Genomic DNA, 20,322 nt, shown 5'->3' with positions numbered 1-20,322 from the left:
ATCATCGTGCCTCCGCTACGCCGCGCGCTTCATCTCGTGCGGGCGCACGATATGGGCCTCGCTGGTGAAGTTCGGATTGCGTCGCGCCTCCGCCGCCATGAATTCACCGGCGCTGGCGCGCGATTGGAACGACGCAGGCGCGCCGGCGATCGGCGAATTGTCGGCCAGGCTCACCACCACATAGGACGTCTGATCGACCGCGATCTTGTCGTCGAATACGTGCTTCAGATCGCGCGACTTCGCCGAGATCTCGGACCGCGCCACGGCGTTGTTGGCCAGGAAGTGCGTGAACAGCCCGGAGATGAGCGTGACGAAGCGCCGGCGTGCCCGCTTGAAATTGTTGTCGACGATGATCTCTTCGTAGCGGGCGATGCGCTTGGTGACATAGCTGGTCTTTGCCTGGTTGCCAGTGACCGACAGCTCCAGCCCCGCCTCCTCGGCCTCGTAGTCGGACGCGCTGAGCTTCTCGCCGTCCTTGAGGTCCTTGAACTGGGCGATCGCGAACGACTCCCGGATGGTGGCGCGCTTCTCGATGCCCGACGTCGCGGTCGCAACCGAGAAGTAATTGGCGTCGTCCGGGCGCTGCGCGCCGATCTTGTCGAGGGTGATGCCGAGCGGGATCGCACGCTGGGTGATCTTGAGCGAACCGACCGGATGCAGGACAAGATCGGAGCCCGCGTCCACGGTCTTGAGCGTCACCAACAGCCTGCTGCTGTTCTGCAGCGCGGCAGTCCAATTCTCCGCCTTCGAGTATTCCGCCACCAGCAGGGGCAGCACGGAGACCGGCGGCAGGCTGGTGTCCTCCTTGTCGCCCCAGGTGTGGGAGAAGTCGACGTCGACGTCCCAGAACAGCAGCGAGATGCTCCCGGTGCCCTCGACGTGCCAGGGCGATGTGCCTTCGAGCGAGCCGCGGAAGCGGATACTGAACAGCCCCGCGCCGAACAGCTTCACCGACAGCGAGGCAGAGATCGTGATGATGAAATAGAACGGCGAGAACTGGAACAGCGCGTCGAAGGCGAGATGGCCCTCGATGTTGGCGATCGAGACGCCGAAATACAGCTCCGCATGTGCGCCGAACTGCACGGTGTTCGACGTCACCGCGAAATAGGCGTCGACCCGGATGCGGGCCACCGGCGTGTTGAGAATGTTGATCGCGATCCGGGGGATCGGCGGGAACGGCAGCGCCGGTGGATTGTAGGCCGGGTGGAAGCCGCCGACGGAGACGATGAAAGTGGCGTCGCCGCCGAACGACGCGAGCACGCCCATGCCGCCGTCGAGCGGCATGAAGATCACGCGGGATTCGTACAGGATGGCGAAGAACCAGCCGCGCTTCTTGTCGAACTCGATCGCGCCCATGAAGGCGACCTGGATGATGATGAGCGGCAGCCGCTCGTCCGGGATCGCCACCGTCAACTTGCCGATGATGGCTATGTTGCCGGGAATCTCGATGATGATCCCGAGCGACAGGCTGATCAGCGTCGGCGTGCCCCAGCCCAACTTCGCCATCGGGCCGATTAGGAAGGCCCCCTGCTCTGGCGGGAAGAATGTACGGAGGTCGGAGATGATCCGGTGCGCGTTGGCGACGACGTCGTGCGGGAACAGCACCGAGTCCAGCGAGCCGGCGCGCACGCCGTTGACTAGCGCGTCGAGGTCCATCGAGCGGTTGAGCCCGACCAGTCCGCCGACTCCCAGCAGGGTGAAGCCGAAACCGAGCTGCAATCCGGGATTGAACTCGACCGCGATGATGGCGATGAAGGAAAAGCCCTTTGACCCGTCCGGCATCTTGGTGGTGATGACGCCGATTGCCGTCACCGAGAGGAAGTCGAGGATCTTCAGTTCCAGCGCGCCGGCATATTCGCCGCGGTCCGGATCGATGAAGAGATAGCCGCCGCCCTTCACCGCCCCGGCATCGATCGACAGCCCGACGCCGTTCGGTGGCTTGAAGCCGAAGGATAGATCGATCGGGCCGAGGTTGCCGCCGCTCCCCGGAAAAGCGAGATCGGTCCGCAGCCCGATGTTTTCCACCACCGCGACCAGCGGACCGAGCGCCGCCTTCAGCGTCGCGCCGATATCGATCGGGAGGCCGTCAGCCGACGGTGTCACCGCGAGCGTCAGTCCCTGCACCTGGATCGGACCGAGGTCGATATGCGCTGGGATCTGGATCTCGAGATGCGAGGTGCCGCGGAAATACACGCCGCGCGGATAGGCGACGCCGAGGCCGAGATCGAACTCGAACCGCGTCGAGATGCCCGACAGGATGGTCGAGATGAAGCCGTCCGAGCCGGACGCGTCGAGGACGAAAGCGAGGCCCTTGAGGTCCGCCTCGGCGAACACCTCGACGTCCTTGCCCGCCACCAGTGTGAAACCGCCGGCACCGCTCACCGATTGGTATTCGAGCCGCGTGCCCTCGCCGGTGCCGAGAACGATGGTCGGGCTGCCGGAGGCGACGGAGTATTCCACTTCGACGCGCGCGGTGCCCTTGGCCGACGTCGGCGCGCCGCTGCCTGCGAAGCCGATCACCATGTCGATGCCGCTGCCCGGCCGCACCATCAGGCCGACACCGCCGGTGAGATCGAGGTCGCTCGAGATCGTCGCCGCGATCGTCGGACCGAGCTGCATCCGCACCGACAGCAGCCCGCTGAACGACGGCAGCAGCGCGAAGCCCGGCTTCTTGCTCCCGGACTTTGGCAGCGGGAACAGTCCGAGCTCGGCCGATAGCCGTCCCGCGTCGCGCGCCCGCTCGAAGAACACCAAGCGGAGCCGCTTGCGCACGGCGGCACGCCCGATCGGAGGGCCGCCTTCGAGCGCGCGCGCGACCCGATCCGGCACCTCCACCATCCGGACGTCGAGCCCGAGCCCGGTCGCGAGGCTGTCGATCTGCCGCGCGAAGCTGGAGAAGTCGAAGCTGTCGGTGCCCCAGCCGAAGGCGTTCTCGAACAGTGTCACCGGGTCGGAGACGATCTTCGGCAGGTCCGGGAAGCTGAACCTGTAGTCGATGTAGTCCGGGCGGTTACCGGCGGGCGCGGTATAGCGGGTGCGGATGACGCCGAGCGCCTGCAGCGCGAAACCGATGCCCGGATGATGGTTGCGCAGATAGGTGATGAAGAGATAGCCGACGAGCTGCCCCGGAAACTCGCCCTTGAAATTATCGGCGTTCAGCGTCGCCGAAAATGCACCGCCGGGCGCCGAGACGAGGTCGTCGATCGCCTGCACGACGCCGGCGATCGCCTCGATGGTCTTGAAGGCGTCTTCGAGCGAGCCGGACACGACCGTCGTCTCGCCGTCGGACGCCACTTCGCCGTCGAGCGACAGCCCACCGCCGACCAGCGCCTGGAGCCGATCGAACAGCAGCTGCAAGTCGACCGCGAGATCGGCGATCGGCTTCGGAATTACGTCGGAATCCCAGCCCAGCTTGAGCAGCAGGCCCTGGAACGCGGCCGGCGACTCCACCGCCGCCCGCAGCGGCAGCAGCAGCTTGCCGATCTCGGCGACGATCGTTTCGAGGGCGCCCGGTTCAGCCATTCTTCTTGGCCTCCGGATAGAATTCGCGGTCGACGACGTCGTGCAGTGCGGGATCGATGCGGTTGGTGATCAGCCATTTGCAGACATGGCAAAAGGTGCCGCTGCTGTTCCGCATCTTGCAGTCGCCGGCCGGACGATAGACCAGCCCGGTGAAGTTGTTTGCGCCTTCGTACAGGCCGACCAGCCGCTGCGCCTTGCATGGCGGCTTGAAATTCGGGATGTCCTTCGGGTCGTCGGCCTCGTCGTTCACATGAGCGGTGTCGGTATCCTTGTTGAGCGGCAGATGGTTGCCTGTGATGAAGTCGCGCACCTTCTTTTCCACCACATAGACCAGCGCGTCCGCATCGTCGCGGCGCGGCACGAACAGCAGCGAGCCTTTCGGAAACACGGGAAACGGCGCCGGCGGCAATTCCAGCCCGCCGAGCCGGATCGAGCCGAGGTTCTGGTCGATGTCGCCGATGTCGAGTCTGACGAGGTAATCGGAATCGGTGAACGTGAGTGGCAGTTGCTGGCCGATCGCCGTGATCTGGATGCGGCGGAGAAACGCCTGGCGGCCGGCCGCCTTCGCCTGCACCCAGCGCGGGATCTGGCGCGGGTCGATCCTGACCTCGATCGAGCCACCCTGCTGGGTCGAAGCCTGGGTCAGCTTGGCCGAAAGCTGGACCCTGAGAAGTTCGAACCATTTCACCTTGGACGGATCGACCAGACGGGAGTGGTTGGCGGCGTAGCTCGGATCCTGAAAGATGTCGGCGAGCGCGACGATGTTATCGTACTCGCTCGAAGCGGTCGCATTGTCTTCGGCGCTGGTTTCGTATTCGTCGCCGAGATTGAAGGAATGGCCGAATTCGTGCGCAACCGTGTCGATGATATCGGTGAGGTCGGCGTCGATGTCGCTGGCAGGCTTGCGCCGCATCACCTTCTTCGTCGCCGTGTTGGTCGCAGGATATTCGAAGTCGAGCGTCTTCAGGCTCTGCAACGAATTGGCGGTCACGGTCGACTGGTTGAAATTGGTGCCGCCGATCATGTCCTCGTTGGTGATCATGGCGATCAGGCCGCGGCTGCGCTTGAAGGTGCCGTCCGGTATCCACTCGGCGCCGAGCGCGGTATGCGGCGACGACCCGAGCCGCAGTCCGGACAGGTAGGCCATGATCGGCGCCGCAACGTTCGCGCGGCCGTTCCGAGCGAGCTCCGGCGGATGCCGGCGCGGATCCGGGGCAAGGTGCCGGGTGACGCTGGCCGGCTTGAAGAACTGATAGGCGCGGGCGATCAGTGGCGCGAGGTTGGCATCGCCCGCCGCATCCGCCGCCGGCATCGTCAAAGCGGCCCCGGACTTTGCCGACCGGTCGCCCCAGCGGGAGCCGAGCATCAGGCCGTAGAAAGTGTCACGTGCCTCCAGGATGCCGAGCGATTTCTGCTTCCTCCACGCTTCGATCAGGGTGTCGTTGACCTTCGCCGCATCGTAGTTGGGCAGCGACTGACCCGCCCAGCGCGCCTTCAATTGCGCCGGCGTCGCAGTCTCGTTGCGGAGCGGCAGGCCGACGCGGGCCACGAGCTCGTCGACCTCGTAGATGCTCTTGTCGTCCGAAACGCTGTAATTCCACGGAATCGGTCCGCCCCTGCTAAGCTCCGAGGTCTCCTCGTCGTTGACGCGCCAGCCGCAGGTCACCGCCTGCTCTTCCGACGCCTGGAACGCCTTGAATACGTTGAAACTGCCCGCGAGCGTGCCGTAGGGCTCGTGGCGCTTCTGCGAGAACAGACCGTCCGCCGCTTCCTGCACGATCTTGTCGAACTTGTCCTTCTCGGACGCGCGAAAGCCTTCGGCGAGGAACAGGATGTTGTGCATCTCGGCGGCATTGGCGAGGTCGCCGGCGCGCACCGTTGAGATGTTGTCGCGGATCTTGGCGTAGTCGACCACCTTCACCGGCAGGCTCTGGTTGACACCGAGGAAGCTGCCGTCGAGCTGGGCCGCCCCCTCGCTCACGCCCCTCAACCGTCCCTCATTGTTCGTATTTGCCACCACGAAGGTACCGGGACTTGCCGAGCTGAGCGTGACGAAGCCGTGCCCGGTGATGTCGCCGACGAGATCGGTCCCGGTCGGATCGTCGCTGAACAGCGCGCACAGCGTCGGCTGGCTGTGGGCGACCGTCGGATGCAGCGCCGTGGTGATCGAGGAGTTGCCGAACCACCAGCCGAGCACATCGTCGTGCACCTGGATACGCGCGACGATGTAGCCGGGGCCGTATTCGATCACCACGAGGTTGGTGCCGACGTCGTCGCCGGTGATGGTGCGCGCCGCAGGATCGATCGTCACGACGCTGGTCAGCCGGGACCCGACCGGGTTGTACGGCGCCAGGATTCGAAAATTGCAGTCCGCGGTGACGTCGGTCAGCGTGTAGGTCGTCGAGCCGTTCGGCAGATCCTGGTCGAACACGCGGAACGGCAGCACCTTGGTCGCGGGCTTCTTCAGCGCGACGTGCATGTCGCAATGCGGATAGACGATGAGAGGCATGCCGGCACAACCCTCTCAGCCAGCAGAACTATTGGGAAGCCCGTCGTTCCCATCGGAAATCTGGCATCACGAAGATTGTACACCCAAGCCTTCTCAATACAACCTCAACGTGATACTGTCTCGATATCCTTCTGCAATCGTCGTTTGCCGAGTGGAGCTCTCCATCACTGGGGCCAATCCTGCTGCATATGCCGGCGGCGTAGAGCATCTCGTTGTCATCGTTCACAGATGAACACGAACGCTCCGTGGTTTCCGATGAGAAGCGATTGGAAGGCGCTGGGTTCGTCGCTGTCCCCGCGGGGGTACGAGACCGATGCGTGACCCGGTTTCTGACCGCGTCACGCTTCTTGAGACGCACTGCGACTGACCGCGTCTCCTATCCGTGGGTTCGGCCCGACGCTGCTCGGCGTTGTCACGGGCGCAGACAAGCATCGTCACGTCATTCAGATGTCAAACAGCCACTTGCGGTCGGTTCAGGCGTGCGCGCGCGGTCTCGCGGCTCGATGAGTCCGAGGAATGCGTTGGTCGCGCGCGTCTCGAAACACCAGAGGCGCAGGGAGAACCGGACCTCGACTGAGGCCCGTGGCCCGCCTGCGAAAAAAAATGCAGGCGGCAGGTACCACAGGTCCAGCCGGACGACCCGGCCCTCCCTGCGCGATCAGTTTTAACGGTGTCCTTCGTGCTCTCCTTGGGGACCGGGCTTTCTTGCCCCCATCGCCCGCGTGACGCTTGCGCATCAACAGCAGGCTTGACCTCAGCATCGGGAGGCCGGGACCACACGACTTCGCCGTCCGCGACGCAAGCGCTCGTCTGGCGCAGCATCCACGTCCATCGCAGCCCACCTCCACGTATCGTGACGACGCGTACGCCCTCTGCATGAGGCGGGATGAACGGAGTAAAGCATGATTTCCGATAAAAAGAACGAGGGATTTTTGGCCAGCGTCGAGCGGCCCGGCGATCGCATCCAAGAACCCGGGTTTCCGCCCAGATATCTTTCCACCGTCATAGCCTGGCTCCGTCCCGGCCATTCACTTCGACCAACATGATTGAACGACGTGCATGCCCGAGCCTTCGCCGAGTCGAGGCGGTTGCGGCCGCGCAGGAAGGACGGAGCCCGGTATGACAAGCAACTCATTCGCAGATTCTCTTGGTGCACCGCGCGTGAACCCCGTGTATCACGCCGCAGCATTGCCAATCTCATCGATTGAGCGCAGGCTCCCCTTCCTAAGCGCGCAAGTCGCATTACGGCACCAGCCGCATCAGGGGAGAGACGCATGAAGGAACCGGGCCTCGACGGCCGCCACCGCGACAAGGATGGCGAGATCAGCAGGAAGCATGGCAACACGCTGGTCGGCACGTTGCGCAAGATCTACGGAAAGTCGTTCGCGGCCGGTTATCCGGATTCGACCAAACTCAGCGACGTGCTGCTTCAGCTCAACGAGACCTCGCTGAGCCAGCTGCGTAGGGATCACGGCACCGGGCATCTGGAGCACAAGATCAAGGAGGCGTCGAAATGATCGGCAGCGTGCATCGCACGTTGCCGTCACCTGCTGGACCCACGCAAGATGGGGGATGCTGACCGAGACTGACGGCACATCGCCGACCAGTGCCTCGCCCTTGACCGTCAAACCTCAGTCAGCCGACCTCAGGACGTCGGCGAACTGCTGCTCGAACCTTTTCTGCTGTCCCGTGCTCGGAAAATAGACCGGGCGGCCGGCGTTGATCACGTTGAAGCCGTCCTTTGTCAGTCGAGGCTCCAGAATCCGGCAGACGTTTGCCTTGATCAAGATCAGGGGAACGCCGCGATCCGACACAAGGCTGGATAGGTCCGCGACGAGCAGCGGGTAATCGTCTTCGATCAACGCATTCCTATCCTGACTCGCGTCTTTCGGCAGCTTGTCCACTTGCTGGTAGGTCGCATCGACCAGCACCCATCCCTTGCGCTGAAATTGTCGCAGCCCCTCTTCTTTCGTCGCAGGGGTGGCTCCCATCTGGCGCATGAGGGCCGTGAACAACGGCTCGCTGATCGAGCCGGCCGAGTCATAGAAGTATTTTCCTGAGGCCGGCGGCGATTCCGCGACGATGACAAGCTTGGCGACGTCCGGCTCATAGCGGCGTCTCAGCCCGAGATAATAATCTCGCCCCCTCGCCAACATCGACGATGCACCTCCACCGCACGAATTCGCAACACGGCGATCACTGACGTCACTGAACGTTCGTTTAGCATCAAGCGCCAACGATGGCAGCAAGGTCTGCAACACGCCGTCTGGAAAAGAATGCTGTCCAGCGGCGACGGGAAGGCCAGCGCTGCTTTCCCGTCGCTGAACGAAAGTGCCCGGCTTGTTACTTCCCCATGCTTCCCGCCTGGTTCGTGCCCGGGCCGACATTGCCCTGGCTCGACGAGGTGGAATCGCGGCCGGACTTCATGTTGCTGCCGGTGGTCTGCGACGAGGTGGTCGACGTCGCGGCGTTGTGCTTCTTGTGGTGCTTCGCTTGCGCGGCGAGCGGGACGGCGGCGAGGGTGGCGGCGACGAGGGTGGCAATGGCAAGCTGGGTCTTCTTCATGGATCCGATCTCCATCCGGTTGAACTCCACGCCGCCCAACCCGGCTGCGACATCACAGTTCCTGCCGGGGGATCAAGCGTTGTTGTTCGATTCCGACGGCGCGCGTGAAGGTGCGATGCAGCAGCGTCAGGCCGGCGCTTGCATGGGCACGGCGCCAGGCTGCGACACCGGCTTGGGAAACGGCCGGAAGGTCATCATCATCATGACAGCGCCGAGGCCCATCACCCACGAGCCGACATAGAGCCAAGTGTAGCTCGCAAAGCTGTCGTAGATCAGGCCGCCGGCCAGGGGGCCGGTCGCCATGCCGAGGCTGCCGGCCATCGCCGTGCCGCCGATCACCGTGCCCATGATGCCTTGCGGAAAATTGTCACGCGCGATCGCGGCGTAGAGCGGCATGGTGCCGGCATAGAGGAAGCCGAAGGTGGCCGCGACCGCATAGAACGCGGCGAGGTCGCGCACGACCACATAGGAGAGCGCGCCGAACGCCTGCGCGAGCAGGCCGAGAACGAGCACGCGCTTGGCGCCGAAGCGGTCGCCGAGCAGGCCGAAGGCGATGCGGCCGCCGAGCCCGGCGAGCCCCTCGATGCTGTAGATCGTCACCGCCGCCATCAGCGGGATGCCGCAGGTGACGGCATAGCTCACGGTGTGGATGATGGGGCCGGAATGCGTGGCGCAGCAGAAGAAGTTGGTGGCGAGCAGGATCAGGAACTGCGGCGAGCGCAGCGCCGCCGATCGCGTCATCTCGGCCGGCCCGGCGGCGGGACCCGACGCGACGGCGTCGCCGGGCGCGGACGATGGCGGACGGCCCACGAGCAGCGACGTGGGAATCATGATGGCGGCCACGATCGCGGCGATGCACTGCATCGCGGTCCGCCAGTCGTAGCTGGAGACGAGCCAGGCCGCGAGCGGCGACATCGTCATCGGCGCCACGCCCATGCCGGCCGAGACCAGCGACACCGCGAGGCTGCGATGGGTGTCGAACCAGCCGGTGACGGTCGCCATGACCGGCGGGAAGATCGCCGCCGTCGCGATGCCTGCGATCAGGCCGAACAGCAGTTGGAACGCCAACAGCGAGGATGTCAGGCTTGCCAGCAGCAGGCTGACGGCGAGCAGGATCGATCCGATCAGCAGCACGGGACGCGGGCCGATGCGGTCGGACAGCGTGCCCCAGCCCATGCTGGTGACGGCCATCGCCAGGAAGCCGATCGTCATCGCGGTGGAGATCCCCGCGACCGACCATCCGGTCTCGGCGGCCATCGGCTTGAGGAACACCGGCAGCGAGAACAGGCCGCCGACGGCGACGCAGCCGAGCACGCCCCCGGCCGCCACGATCACCCAGCGATAGTACGATGTGCTCATCCGCCGTCTCCTTCCCGATTGTTCGGTTGGAAGACGATCGGGACAAGGCCGAGACGACACGCGGCGATCGGATTTTTTCGCGGGCTGTGGGGCCGGCGCCTCACACCGGCGTCATGCCGTGCTGGCGCTTGGTTTCGGCGGTCTCCTCCGAGACCAGATATTCGATGAAGGCCCGCGCCGCCTCGGTATGCGCGCCGGCCTTGCACAACGCCGCCGCGAACACGGTGCCGGGCTGCAGCGACGCGGGCAGCAGGCCGACGATATCGATGCCGGGCGCGCCGAGCATCTCGCTGAGCTGCTGGAAGCCGACGTCGACCTCGCCATCGGCGAGCAGCCTGGCGACGGGAATGCCGGGCTTGGCCTGGACCAGGCGCGAAGTGCCCTCGCTCTCCAGGCCCCAGTCGCGGGCGAGCTTCTGCACATACGTGCCGCTCGGGCCGGTGGAGATGCCGATCGCCCTGGCGTTCTCCATCGCCCTGCGCACGGCGGCCTCGTCGAGCGGATCGGGCTTGGGGCTGCCGGCGCGCACCGCCATCGCCATCGGCGATTCCGCGATTTCGATGATGCTGCCGGGAACGAGATGGCCGTCGCTTTCAAGCTTCTGCAGCGCATCGGAGGCGAGCACGGCGAAGTCGAACGCTTCGCCGGCGCGGATGCGCTTGGCGGCATCGACGCCGCCGACGGATTCGATCGTGATCACCTCGCCGGTCGCCTCCTCATAGGCGGCGGCGAGCTCAGCGAGGATCTGCCTCGTCGCCATCGAGGAAATGCCGGCGGCGGTCACGCTCATGATCTGCTCCGTTCAACGATGTCGATGACGCCGCAAAGGCGGACGCGCACGTCTCGGATATGGCAAGCGCGGCGGCGGAGCAAGATGGTCGTCACTTCGGCACGTTGCGCTCCAGGTCCTCCAGCCACGCGGTGGCGTTGCCGTCGGACGGGGCGCGCCAGTCGCCGCGCGGCGACAGGGCGCCGCCGGCCACCACCTTCGGGCCGTTCGGCATCGCCGAGCGCTTGAACTGGCTGAAGGCGAAGAAGCGCTTGAGGAACACCTCCAGCCACTTCCTGATCTCGGGAAGCGTATAGGCGTGGCGCTTGTCGGCAGGGAAATGCGGCGGCCAGGCGCCGTCGCCGACATTCTTCCAGGCGTGATGCGCCATGAAGGCGATCTTCGACGGGCGCATGCCGTAGCGCAGCGTGTAGAACAAATTGAAGTCCTGCAGCTCATAGGGGCCGATCGTGGCCTGGGTGCTCTGCGGCGTCTCGCCCTCCTTCACCGGGACCAGCTCCGGCGAGATCTCGGCCGACAGCACCGCCTCGAGCGTGCGGTCGACATCGGCCGAGAACTGATGCGAGGCGATGACCCAGCGGATGAGATGCTGGATCAGGGTCTTCGGCACGCCGGCATTGACGTTGTAGTGCGCCATCTGATCGCCGACGCCATAGGTGCACCAGCCCAGCGCCAGCTCGGAGAGATCGCCGGTGCCGAGCACGAGGCCGCCGCGGTCGTTGGCGAGGCGGAACAGATAGTCGGTGCGCAGCCCGGCCTGCACGTTCTCGAAGGTGACGTCGTAGACCTGTTCGCCGCGGCCGAAGGGATGGCCGATGTCCTTCAGCATCTGCGTCGCCGCGGGGCGGATGTCGAGTTCGGCGGCGCTGACTTGAAGCGACGACATCAGCGCATGCGCGTAGGACTTGCTCTGCGCGCCCGTGGCGAAGCCGGGCATCGTGTAGGCCAGGATGTTGGTGCGGGGAAGGCCGAGCAGGTCGATCGCCTTCGCCGCGACGATCAGCGCATGAGTGGAATCGAGCCCGCCGGAGACGCCGATCACGATGCGCTTGGTGCCGGTTGCGCGCAGCCGCTGCGTCAGGCCGGCGACCTGGATGTTGTAGGCCTCGTAGCAGTCCTGATCGAGCCGCGCGGCATCGCTCGGCACGAACGGAAAGCGCTCGATGCTGCGCATGAAGCCGATGTCGCCCTCGGCCGGCTGCAGCTCGAAGCCGATGCGGCGCCAGTGCATGCCGGCGCCTTGCGCGCGCGCATTGTCGTCGAACGTGCCCATCAGCGCCCGCTCCTGGCGCAGCAGATCGAGATCGACGTCGGCGAAGATGGTCTGTCCGGTCTGGCGGAAGCGCTCGCTCTCGGCGAGCAGCACGCCATTCTCGAAGATCGAGGTCTGGCCGTCCCAGGCGAGATCCGTGGTGGATTCGCCGACGCCCGCCGCCGCGTAGACATAGGCCGCGAGGCAGCGCGCCGAGGTCGAGCGGCACAACAGTGAGCGGGACTCGGCGCGGCCGACCGTGATCGGGCTGCCCGAGAGATTGGCGAGCACGGTGGCGCCGGCGAGCGCGAGCTCGGACGCCGGCGTCACCGGGATCCACATGTCCTCGCAGATCTCGACGCCGATGACGAGGCCGGCGACATCCGCGGCGGCGAACAGAAGGTCGGTGCCGAACGGCGCCATGGTCTCGGCGACCTCGATCATCTCGCCGCGGATGCCGGCGCCGGAGGCGAAGTGGCGGCCTTCGTAGAATTCGCGATAGGTCGGCAGGTAGCTCTTGGGAATAACGCCGAGCACCTCGCCGCGGTGGATCACGACGGCGCAATTGTAGACACGATGCGCAAAGCGCAACGGCGCACCGACGATCAGGACGGGCATCAGGTCGTGCGAGGCTTCGACGAGGGTGAGCAGCCCGCGCTGGACGGCGTCGAGCAGCGGGTCCTGCTTGACGAGGTCCTCGATCGCGTAGCCGGACAGACAGAGCTCCGGAAACACCGCGACCGCCGCGCCCTGGTCATGGCAGGCGCGCGCCGCGGCCAGGATCGCCGCCGCATTGGCGGTCGGGTTGGCGACGCTCGAGGCGGTGACGCAGGCAGCGACGCGGGCAAAGCCGTGGCGGTAGATCGAATGGAAATTCATCGTGGCAGTCCATCTCCTGTCGCCTGATCATACGACATGGACCATGACGGGAGCCATAACAAGCGCGGCAGGTCAGCACCGCCCAGTCCGCAGGGTGACTCCGCGCGCGTCATTTGAATTGCGCGGGCCACCCGGTGCCGGGTAACTCGAAGGCTCGCTCCTTCGCGCAAGTCCAGGTGAACGGCATCCATGAACCTCTTCATCATCGGCTTCGGCTACACCGCCCAGCGCTTCGTCGAGCTGCACCGTGGCGCGTTCGCCCGCATCGGCGGCACGGTCCGCAGCGCCGACAAGCGCGCGCGACTGGCGCATGATGACATCGACCTGTTCGACGGCACGGCCCCCGCGGCCGCGACGCTGGCGAAGGCGGCGCAGGCCGACGTCGTGCTGATCTCGGTGCCGCCTGGAGGAGGCGGCGACCCGGCGCTGGCCGCATTCGGCGACGCCATCACGGCGGGGCGCGCGCGGCACGTGGTCTATCTCTCGACCGTCGGCGTCTATGGCGACCATCAGGGCGGCTGGATCGATGAGGACACGCCGCTGGCGCCCGAGCACGACCGGGTGCAGGCCCGGGTCCGCGTCGAGCAGGACTGGCGCGCGCGGATCGGTGACCGGCTCGCGGTGCTCCGGCTCGGCGGCATCTACGGGCCGGGCCGCAACGCGCTGGTCGAGCTGCGGGCCGGGCGGGCGCGGCGCATCGTCAAGCCGGGACAGGTGTTCAACCGTATCCATGTCGATGACGCGGCCAGCGCGATCATGGGCGCGATCCAGCGCGGGTCAGGCGGCGCCTGGAACATCGTCGACGACGAGCCTGCGCCGCCGCAGGACGTCATCGCCTATGCCGCTGCGTTGATGGGCATCGCCCCGCCGCCGGAACTGCCGTTCGACCGCGCCGAGCTGTCGCCGATGGCGCGCAGCTTCTATGCCAGCAACCGGCGCATCCGGAATATCCGCGCCAGGCAGGAGCTCGGCGTCGGCTTCGCCTACCCGACCTATCGCGCCGGGCTCGAGGCGCTATGGGCCGCCGGCGAAGGGCGCTGACGCGAGATTTCCGCCGCCGGGCGGGAAACCTTTCACGCCACTGACGATTGCAACGAACAGAGATTGTCATGCGGGTTTGACGCGACTGTACGTCGCGCAGCCCTCACGGATCAAAGGATGTTCGACATGCAAGGCGATCAACCCATCAGCTGGCTGATGTTCTTCACGCTCGCGGCCGCGATCGTCATCGCCGCCGGCGCGTTCCTGGCCTTCCTGCGCTCGCGGCACAACCGAGAGATCGCGGCGGTGGCGCTCGAGGGAGACGGCCGAGGCCGCGGCGTGGTCCCGTCAGGTGCCCTGCCCGAGCTCGGCGGCCTGTTCGTGCTCGCGCTGGTGGTCGCCGGCCTGCTGGTTGCCGGCTATCAGAGCGGCGGCGCGACGCGCTTCGCCGGCGGCGACAAGCCGACGCCAGTGCCGTCAGCGCCGACCAACACCGACCGCGGCACCACGGTCGGCGCCGGCGCCGCGATCACCCCGCCGGAAGCCCCGACCATGACCCAGCCGGCACGGCCCGGCCCGGACCTGCGTACCGCGCCCGCGTCGTCGTCGACGGGAGCCGGCCCCGAGAGCGGCGGGCATCCGGAGGCCAATCCCCCGGCGAGGTGAAAAAGCGCCTCTCGAAAGCAAGAAGGCCGCGCAATGCGCGGCCTTCCTTGATGTTCACTCCAGTTTGATGTTCACGCCGGGAGGATCGCCCCGATCAGATCGCGGCTGCGACCTTGTCGAGGCCGATGGTGCGCGCAAGCCGCCGCACTTCGTCCTTCTGATCCTCGCGCAACTGCCACAGCAGCGGCATCGCGGCCGACTTCAGCTGTTGCACCTCATCCGAATCCGGATCGAGCGCCACCGCGCCCGGCTTCGCCGCGCCCTGGCGTCCGGCGTGGATCTTGCGGGCGACGGCGCGCAGCGCCGTCTCGACCGCCGGCCAATAATATTCCTGGCTCGACGAGAGCCGCAGCCGTTCCTTGATGCCTGCGATCTGGCCGTCCGACAGCAACGAATAGGCCTTTTGCACCTCCGGCTTCAGCGGCGCCGGGGCCGGCTCGCTCCTGGCGAGAATCTTGGACTTCGGCACCATCGGCTCGGCAGCGACGACCGCGGCAGCCGACGCCTTTGCCATCTCCGGCTCGGACGGCGCATAGGCATAGGCCTGACGCAGCGTCGCCTTCGACGGGGCACTCGGCTGCTGCACCTCGGGGGTCGCAAGTGTGACCATCGCCAGGCGGTCGCCCTTGGCTTCACGATTGGAGAGCGGGCTCTTCGCCACCACCGGCGGCATCATCGCACCGGCCGAAGGCACGCTGTCCTGCATCAGGACGCTCGTCACGGCCGCGCCTGCAATCAGCACGCCCAGCAAAGCGACAAAAGCGATCGACTTCGTCACGCAATTCTCCGTATCCCGGCGGAAAGCCGCACTTTGCCGAAAAGTGGGAGTTAATTAAGGCTTTACGATGCCACAGAAACACAGAGGCCACCATTCTGCCCTGTGAACATGACGGACATTTTTTTTCACGCCGCCGAAGACAGCTCGGCCGGCATCAGCAGATCGTACGCGGCCTGGATGTCGGCAACGATGTCGGAGGCTTCCCAAAGCGCGGCCGGTTCCACCGAATGCAAGCTGATGGTCCAGTTCCCGCCGCGGGCGGTGCGGGGAACGCTCATGATGTCGAACTGGACGTTGCGGCATAGCGGATGCCGCTGCAGAGCATGCCCGACGCGGATCCGGATCTCCTCGAGCGTCACCCGCTCTTTGTCCTGCCGTAGCCCGATGCCCATCGCACGATTCCGCCAAGTTCAAGCTCCGCGGATTGTGGGACCCGATGGTTAATGGTGCCTTAAGGACACACATCACGTTTTCTCATGGCCGGAGGCCACCCGCGCCGCCGTACTCATCAGCCGTGCGCGCCACCAGCACGGCGACCGACGGGATGTCGGTGACCCCCGAGGTCGCGTGCCCGGCGCTCCAGATGTCGCGCCAGCGTTTCGGCCGCGCCTCGCGCGCAGCGATGTCGATGTCACTGCCGATCTCGATCGCGCCACGCGCCGGCAAGGCTTCGGGATCGAGCCCGGCCGCGACGATCGACGGCCGGAGCATGCTGGTCGGCAGGCCGGTGAAGGCCGAGGTGAGCAGCACGTCGTCGGCCGAGCTCGCGACCAGCATCGACTTGTACCGGTCATCGGCAAGGCTTTCGCGCGTGGCGATGAACTTCGTGCCCATGTAGGCGAGATCGCAGCCGAGCACCTCGGCCGCCCGCAACGCCACGCCGTCGCTGATGCCGCCGGCGAGCACGATCGGCCCGGCGAAGAACGCCCTGATCGCGCGCACGAAGGCAAATGGATTGAGCCAGCCGGTCTGGCCGCCCGCCCCGGCCGTGAGCAGCACCAGGCCATCTGCGCCGGCCTCGACCGCGCGCTCTGCATGACGGATCGAGGCGACGTCAGCGAACACCAGCGCGCCCGCATCATGCAAGGGCGCAACAACCTTTGCCGGCGAGCCGACCGAGGTAATCACGATCTCCGGGCGGCGCCGCAACAGCACCGCGAGATCGTCCTGCAGCCGCGCGTTTGATTGATGCACGATCAGATTCGGGCAGACCGGCGCAGCCGCAGCGCCGCTCGCATCGCTGCTGCGCGCAAGCCGATCGGCAATCTGGAGCAGCCAGGCGTCGAGCTCGTCGGGGGTTCGACAATTGACCGTCGGGAACGCGCCGATCACGCCGTTGGTGCAGGCCGTGCTCACCAGCTCGATTCCCGACACCAGGAACATCGGCGCTGCGATCAGCGGCAGGCGCAGCCGCGCCCGCAGCCCGTCCCATCGAGTGTCCTGCACGGCGCGTCCCTCCCTGATCCTTGTTGGGCTCAGGGATAACGGCGCCGCCGCGTGCGATCAATCGTCGCCGAAGAAGCTGAAGCGCGGCCCCTCCATGCCGACCGGCTGCGCCGCATAGGCGCGCGGCGTCGTATCCTCACGCACGGCCTGCTCGACCGCGCGCAGATCCTGCTCGCGGCGCTGGCGCCGGCGCTCGACATATTGCCGGTGCCGCTCGGTGCGGCGCTGCTCCGCGACGCGCTTGCGCTCCGCCCCGCGCGCCTTGATATCCGCGTCCTCGGCCTTCGCTGCGGCCTTGTCCTGTCCCTTCTCCTGAACGTCCTCGGCGGTACCGGCCTGCGTGCTGGCCGGCGCCGAAGAGGCGGCGGGCACAGCCGTCGCGTCCGGCACAGCAGCCTGCGGCGGGGGCGAGGGATTGGGCGATACCGGCGTCGCCGGCCCCGTCTCCGCTGCTGCGGGCGCCACCTTGATCGGCGTGGTCGCGGCCGCCTGCGTTGCCGCAAGATACGAGGTGGTCGTCGGACTTGGCGACGGCGTCTCCGGCACGGAACGCGCGAGCTTGGCCTGCTCGAACGCCTGCGAACTCGGATGCATGCCCTCCGCGATCATGAGCCCGCCGCCGAGACCGGCCGCGACGGCGATGGCGACCGTTCCGGCTCCCGCGAAAAAAGCTGTCGAGGTGCGCATGGCCTTGCTCCGCTATTGTTCGGCCGGGCAACGCGGCGCGCGCAGCGATGTTCCGAGGACGACAAGCGCGCCTTGAGCGCGATGGGCTTTCTGATAGCGTCGGCAACAAGCCCCGCGACGCCACAACGATCGCGGCATCTCGGGAGGATCGTCCATGAGCCCACAGCTTCATTCGTTTCCGGTCGTCTGCGAGCAGACCCTGCTCACGCTGTCGCGTCATCCGTCGCGCACCGCCTTCAGCTGGCCGGACGGATCGCTGACCTATCAGGGCGCGATCGACCTGATCGGCCGCATGCAGAACGTGTTCATGCGGCTCGGCCTGCCGCCGGGAACACGCGTCGCGTTCCTCAGCGCGAACCGCGCCGATGCCTGGTGCGCCGGCACGGCGGCGCAGCTGTCGCGGCTCGCCATCACCTGGCTGCATCCGCTGGGCTCGCTCGACGATCAGCTGTTCCAGCTCGCCGATTCCGAATCGCAGGTGCTGGTGATCGATGCCGCCGCGTTCCACGACCGCGGCGGCGAACTGGCCGCGCGCTCGGGCGGCCTGCGCCACGTGTTCACGCTGGGCGCAGCCGGCTATGGCGTCGACCTCCTCGCCGCGATCGAGCAGTCAGGCCACGCCAGCGCGCGCAACTTCGCCACGCCCGAGGACATCGCGACCTTGAACTACACCGGCGGCACCACCGGAAAGTCGAAGGGCGCGCTGCGCCATCACCGGGAATATGGCGGCTTCGCCACCGCGATCCTCGCCGATTTCGAGATCCCGGAGCGCGCCCGCTATCTGACGGTCGCCCCGATCAGCCATGTCGCCGGCACCAAGGTGCTGCCGACCCTGATGCGCGGCGGCACCGTGCACATGCTGAAGAGCTTCGATCCGGAGGCCGTGCTCGCGACCATCGCGCGCGAGCACATCAACTTCACGCTGTTCGTGCCGACGATGATCTACGTGCTGCTCGATCATCCCGCGTTAGCTAAGACAGATCTCTCCTCGCTCGAGCTCGTGCTGTACGGCGCCTCGGCGATGTCGCCGACACGGCTGGTCGAAGGCATCGAGCGCATCGGCCCGGTGTTCTCGCAGCTCTATGGCCAGACCGAATGCTATCCCGTCTCGGTGCTGCGGAAGGCCGATCATGATCCGAAGCAGCCGGAGCTGTTCCTGTCCTGCGGCTTCCCGATCGCGGCCTGCGAGGTCAAGATCCTCGATGACCATGATCAGGAGGTCGCGCCGGGCGAGGCCGGCGAAATCTGCGTGCGCGCGCCGCATGTGATGGCGGAATATTGGCAGCGGCCGGACATCACCGCCGAGACCTTGAAGAACGGCTGGCTGCACACCGGCGACATCGCCCGCCGCGACGAGCGCGGCTACATGTACATCCTCGACCGCAAGAAGGACATGATCGTCTCCGGCGGCTTCAACATCTTCCCGCGCGAGATCGAGGACGTGCTGACGCAACATGCCGACGTGGCGATGTGCGCGGTGGTCGGCGTGCCCGACGACAAATGGGGCGAGGCTGTCACCGCGATCGTGGTGCCCCGCGCCGGCGCGCAGATCGACGCTGCCGAGCTGATCGAGCTCGTGAAGGCGCGCAAGGGCTCGGCCCATGCGCCCAAGAGCATCTCGTTCGTCAAGGAGCTGCCGATGACCGGCGTCGGCAAGGTCGACAAGAAGGTGCTGCGCGCACGGTTCTGGGAGGGCCGCGGGCGGATGGTGGGGTAGCGGCATCATCAGCTCCCTCGATCGCCACCGTCATTGCTCTTGCGCCGAAGCAATCCAGGGCCGCGGATGAGGCCCTGGATTGCTTCGCTCCGCTCGCAACGACGGCAATCCAGACTCGCGGCTTTGCAATGCCGATGGAAGCTCTCGCCCGTAGCCGCCGCGCTCCGCTGTCGTCCCGGGCAAGCGAAGCGCGACCCGGGATCCATAACCACAGGGCAGCGTCGTAAGCGCTGACGTAGCGACCCGCGTGCCTCGACCATCGTCTTATGATCATGGGTCCCGGCGTTCGCCGGGACGACAGCCTTTGTGTGGCGCGATACTCGCCACGCGATCCGCTGTATCCAAACAACACTGAATGCGCTGCCCCCATTGCAGACATGACATTGCTGCCTCGCGGCGCATCTGCGTCCGAGTCTTGCTGGTGTCGTTCCCCTCCAACTCACGGAGGGTGCAGGGAAGGCCAGGCCTCGACCGAGGCCTGCGGTCCGCGTGCAGCAAAAAAGCACGCGGCAGAACCACAGGTTCGGCCGGATAGACCCGGCCTTCCCTGCGCGATGGCTTTACGATTTATACGCAGTCTCCTCGGTGACCGGCTTGTTTGCCACCGTGGCGACAACGCGTTTCACGCGTTGCGCGGACCTCAGCGTCGGGAGGCCAGGACCCTGCGACTTCACCGTCCGCGACGTGGCGTACGTCGGCATGCCCAAAGCATGCTGCGCCCCATCGCGGCCACCGCATCCCACCCCAACGCATCGTGACGTTCGCGAAGCGCCCCTCGTCAGTGAAGCGGGATGCGGAGAATAGACCATGGATTTCTGAAAATGCAAAGTCGAATATTTTTCGCTCCGCATCTGGACAGCCCAAATCAGCTTGATCGCGCGAGCGAATTTCGTCTTTGCGCGCGCCGCTGCGGACGCCCGACCTGCGCCGGAAAGTATCGATGGGGAAGCAAGCCTGCTCGTCGGCCAAATCAACCTCGCTGCGGCACAACGAATCCCAGGCGACGCGCGACAGAGGGCCCAACGAAAAGCCGGTCTGCACTCCGACCCGCTGTCGTGCCGAACAAGCGAAGCCGGACGATGTGCAGGCATCGTCGCGTTCGCGCGACCCAGGACCGAGACCCCAGGACGTGGCGAGCCCGGATGCATCAATGCGCGTGCCTCGAATATGG

General features: G+C 66.2%; 15 protein-coding genes. 4 read left to right on the top strand and 11 right to left on the bottom strand.

Annotation, left to right across the window (positions count from 1 at the left end; genetic code table 11):
• Window positions 1-15: 15 nt before the first annotated feature.
• Together QX048_RS20750 and QX048_RS20745 are read right to left on the bottom strand one after the other, a co-directional pair.
• Entirely contained in the window at window positions 16-3,522 is a 3,507-nt protein-coding gene (locus QX048_RS20750) for a DUF6603 domain-containing protein (protein WP_315826571.1), read from the bottom strand.
• Window positions 3,515-6,031 carry a M64 family metallopeptidase gene (locus tag QX048_RS20745; protein WP_315826570.1) on the bottom strand — a complete coding sequence of 839 codons (2,517 nt, stop codon included), beginning with the start codon at window positions 6,029-6,031 and terminating at the stop codon, window positions 3,515-3,517. Before QX048_RS20745 ends, QX048_RS20750 begins: the two co-directional genes overlap by 8 nt.
• A gap of 1,274 nt (window positions 6,032-7,305) precedes the next feature.
• Here QX048_RS20745 and QX048_RS20740 point away from each other — a divergent pair.
• Complete coding sequence (locus QX048_RS20740) at window positions 7,306-7,548, top strand: hypothetical protein (protein ID WP_315716267.1); 243 nt, start codon at window positions 7,306-7,308, stop codon at window positions 7,546-7,548.
• Between the two features lie 114 nt (window positions 7,549-7,662).
• Here the strand turns inward: QX048_RS20740 and QX048_RS20735 are convergent, their stop codons facing one another.
• The 5 genes from QX048_RS20735 to QX048_RS20715 form a co-directional block, all read right to left on the bottom strand.
• Window positions 7,663-8,289, bottom strand: coding sequence for a hypothetical protein (locus QX048_RS20735; RefSeq protein WP_315716268.1), 627 nt, complete (start codon window positions 8,287-8,289; stop codon window positions 7,663-7,665).
• 85 nt (window positions 8,290-8,374) lie between these two features.
• Window positions 8,375-8,596: a hypothetical protein gene (locus QX048_RS20730; RefSeq protein ID WP_315716269.1), complete on the bottom strand. Its 222-nt coding sequence runs from the start codon at window positions 8,594-8,596 to the stop codon at window positions 8,375-8,377.
• Between the two features lie 126 nt (window positions 8,597-8,722).
• Complete coding sequence (locus QX048_RS20725; RefSeq protein ID WP_315716270.1) at window positions 8,723-9,955, bottom strand: MFS transporter; 1,233 nt, start codon at window positions 9,953-9,955, stop codon at window positions 8,723-8,725.
• A 100-nt stretch (window positions 9,956-10,055) separates the two neighbouring features.
• On the bottom strand, window positions 10,056-10,745 hold the full coding sequence (locus QX048_RS20720) for a substrate-binding domain-containing protein (RefSeq protein WP_315826569.1): 690 nt from the start codon (window positions 10,743-10,745) through the stop codon (window positions 10,056-10,058).
• A gap of 91 nt (window positions 10,746-10,836) precedes the next feature.
• Entirely contained in the window at window positions 10,837-12,876 is a 2,040-nt protein-coding gene (locus QX048_RS20715; RefSeq protein WP_315716272.1) for an NAD(+) synthase, read from the bottom strand.
• Window positions 12,877-13,065: 189 nt separating this feature from the next.
• Here QX048_RS20715 and QX048_RS20710 point away from each other — a divergent pair, with 189 nt between their 5' ends.
• Window positions 13,066-13,917 carry an NAD-dependent epimerase/dehydratase family protein gene (locus QX048_RS20710; RefSeq protein ID WP_315716273.1) on the top strand — a complete coding sequence of 284 codons (852 nt, stop codon included), beginning with the start codon at window positions 13,066-13,068 and terminating at the stop codon, window positions 13,915-13,917.
• Window positions 13,918-14,043: 126 nt separating this feature from the next.
• Complete coding sequence (locus tag QX048_RS20705; RefSeq protein ID WP_315826742.1) at window positions 14,044-14,523, top strand: hypothetical protein; 480 nt, start codon at window positions 14,044-14,046, stop codon at window positions 14,521-14,523.
• A 94-nt stretch (window positions 14,524-14,617) separates the two neighbouring features.
• On the opposite strand, the gene QX048_RS20700 is transcribed toward QX048_RS20705, so the two are convergent.
• The 4 genes from QX048_RS20700 to QX048_RS20685 form a co-directional block, all read right to left on the bottom strand.
• Window positions 14,618-15,244: a hypothetical protein gene (locus tag QX048_RS20700; protein ID WP_315716458.1), complete on the bottom strand. Its 627-nt coding sequence runs from the start codon at window positions 15,242-15,244 to the stop codon at window positions 14,618-14,620.
• A gap of 182 nt (window positions 15,245-15,426) precedes the next feature.
• The gene (locus QX048_RS20695) at window positions 15,427-15,693 is read right to left on the bottom strand and encodes a hypothetical protein (RefSeq protein WP_315716274.1); all 267 of its coding nucleotides are present in this window, start codon (window positions 15,691-15,693) and stop codon (window positions 15,427-15,429) included.
• An 82-nt stretch (window positions 15,694-15,775) separates the two neighbouring features.
• Window positions 15,776-16,747, bottom strand: a complete 972-nt coding sequence (locus QX048_RS20690; RefSeq protein WP_315826568.1) for a nitronate monooxygenase — start codon at window positions 16,745-16,747, stop codon at window positions 15,776-15,778.
• Between the two features lie 57 nt (window positions 16,748-16,804).
• Window positions 16,805-17,434 (bottom strand): hypothetical protein, encoded by a 630-nt coding sequence (locus tag QX048_RS20685; RefSeq protein ID WP_315826567.1) that lies wholly within the window; start codon window positions 17,432-17,434, stop codon window positions 16,805-16,807.
• Window positions 17,435-17,588: 154 nt separating this feature from the next.
• Here QX048_RS20685 and QX048_RS20680 point away from each other — a divergent pair, with 154 nt between their 5' ends.
• The gene (locus QX048_RS20680) at window positions 17,589-19,151 is read left to right on the top strand and encodes an AMP-binding protein (protein WP_315826566.1); all 1,563 of its coding nucleotides are present in this window, start codon (window positions 17,589-17,591) and stop codon (window positions 19,149-19,151) included.
• Window positions 19,152-20,322 lie beyond the last annotated feature (1,171 nt).

The sequence above is a fragment of the Bradyrhizobium sp. SZCCHNS30572 genome, from assembly GCF_032484415.1.
In the GTDB taxonomy this organism is placed as follows: Bacteria; Pseudomonadota; Alphaproteobacteria; order Rhizobiales; family Xanthobacteraceae; genus Bradyrhizobium.
This window is presented reverse-complemented; position numbering and strand designations above follow the sequence as displayed.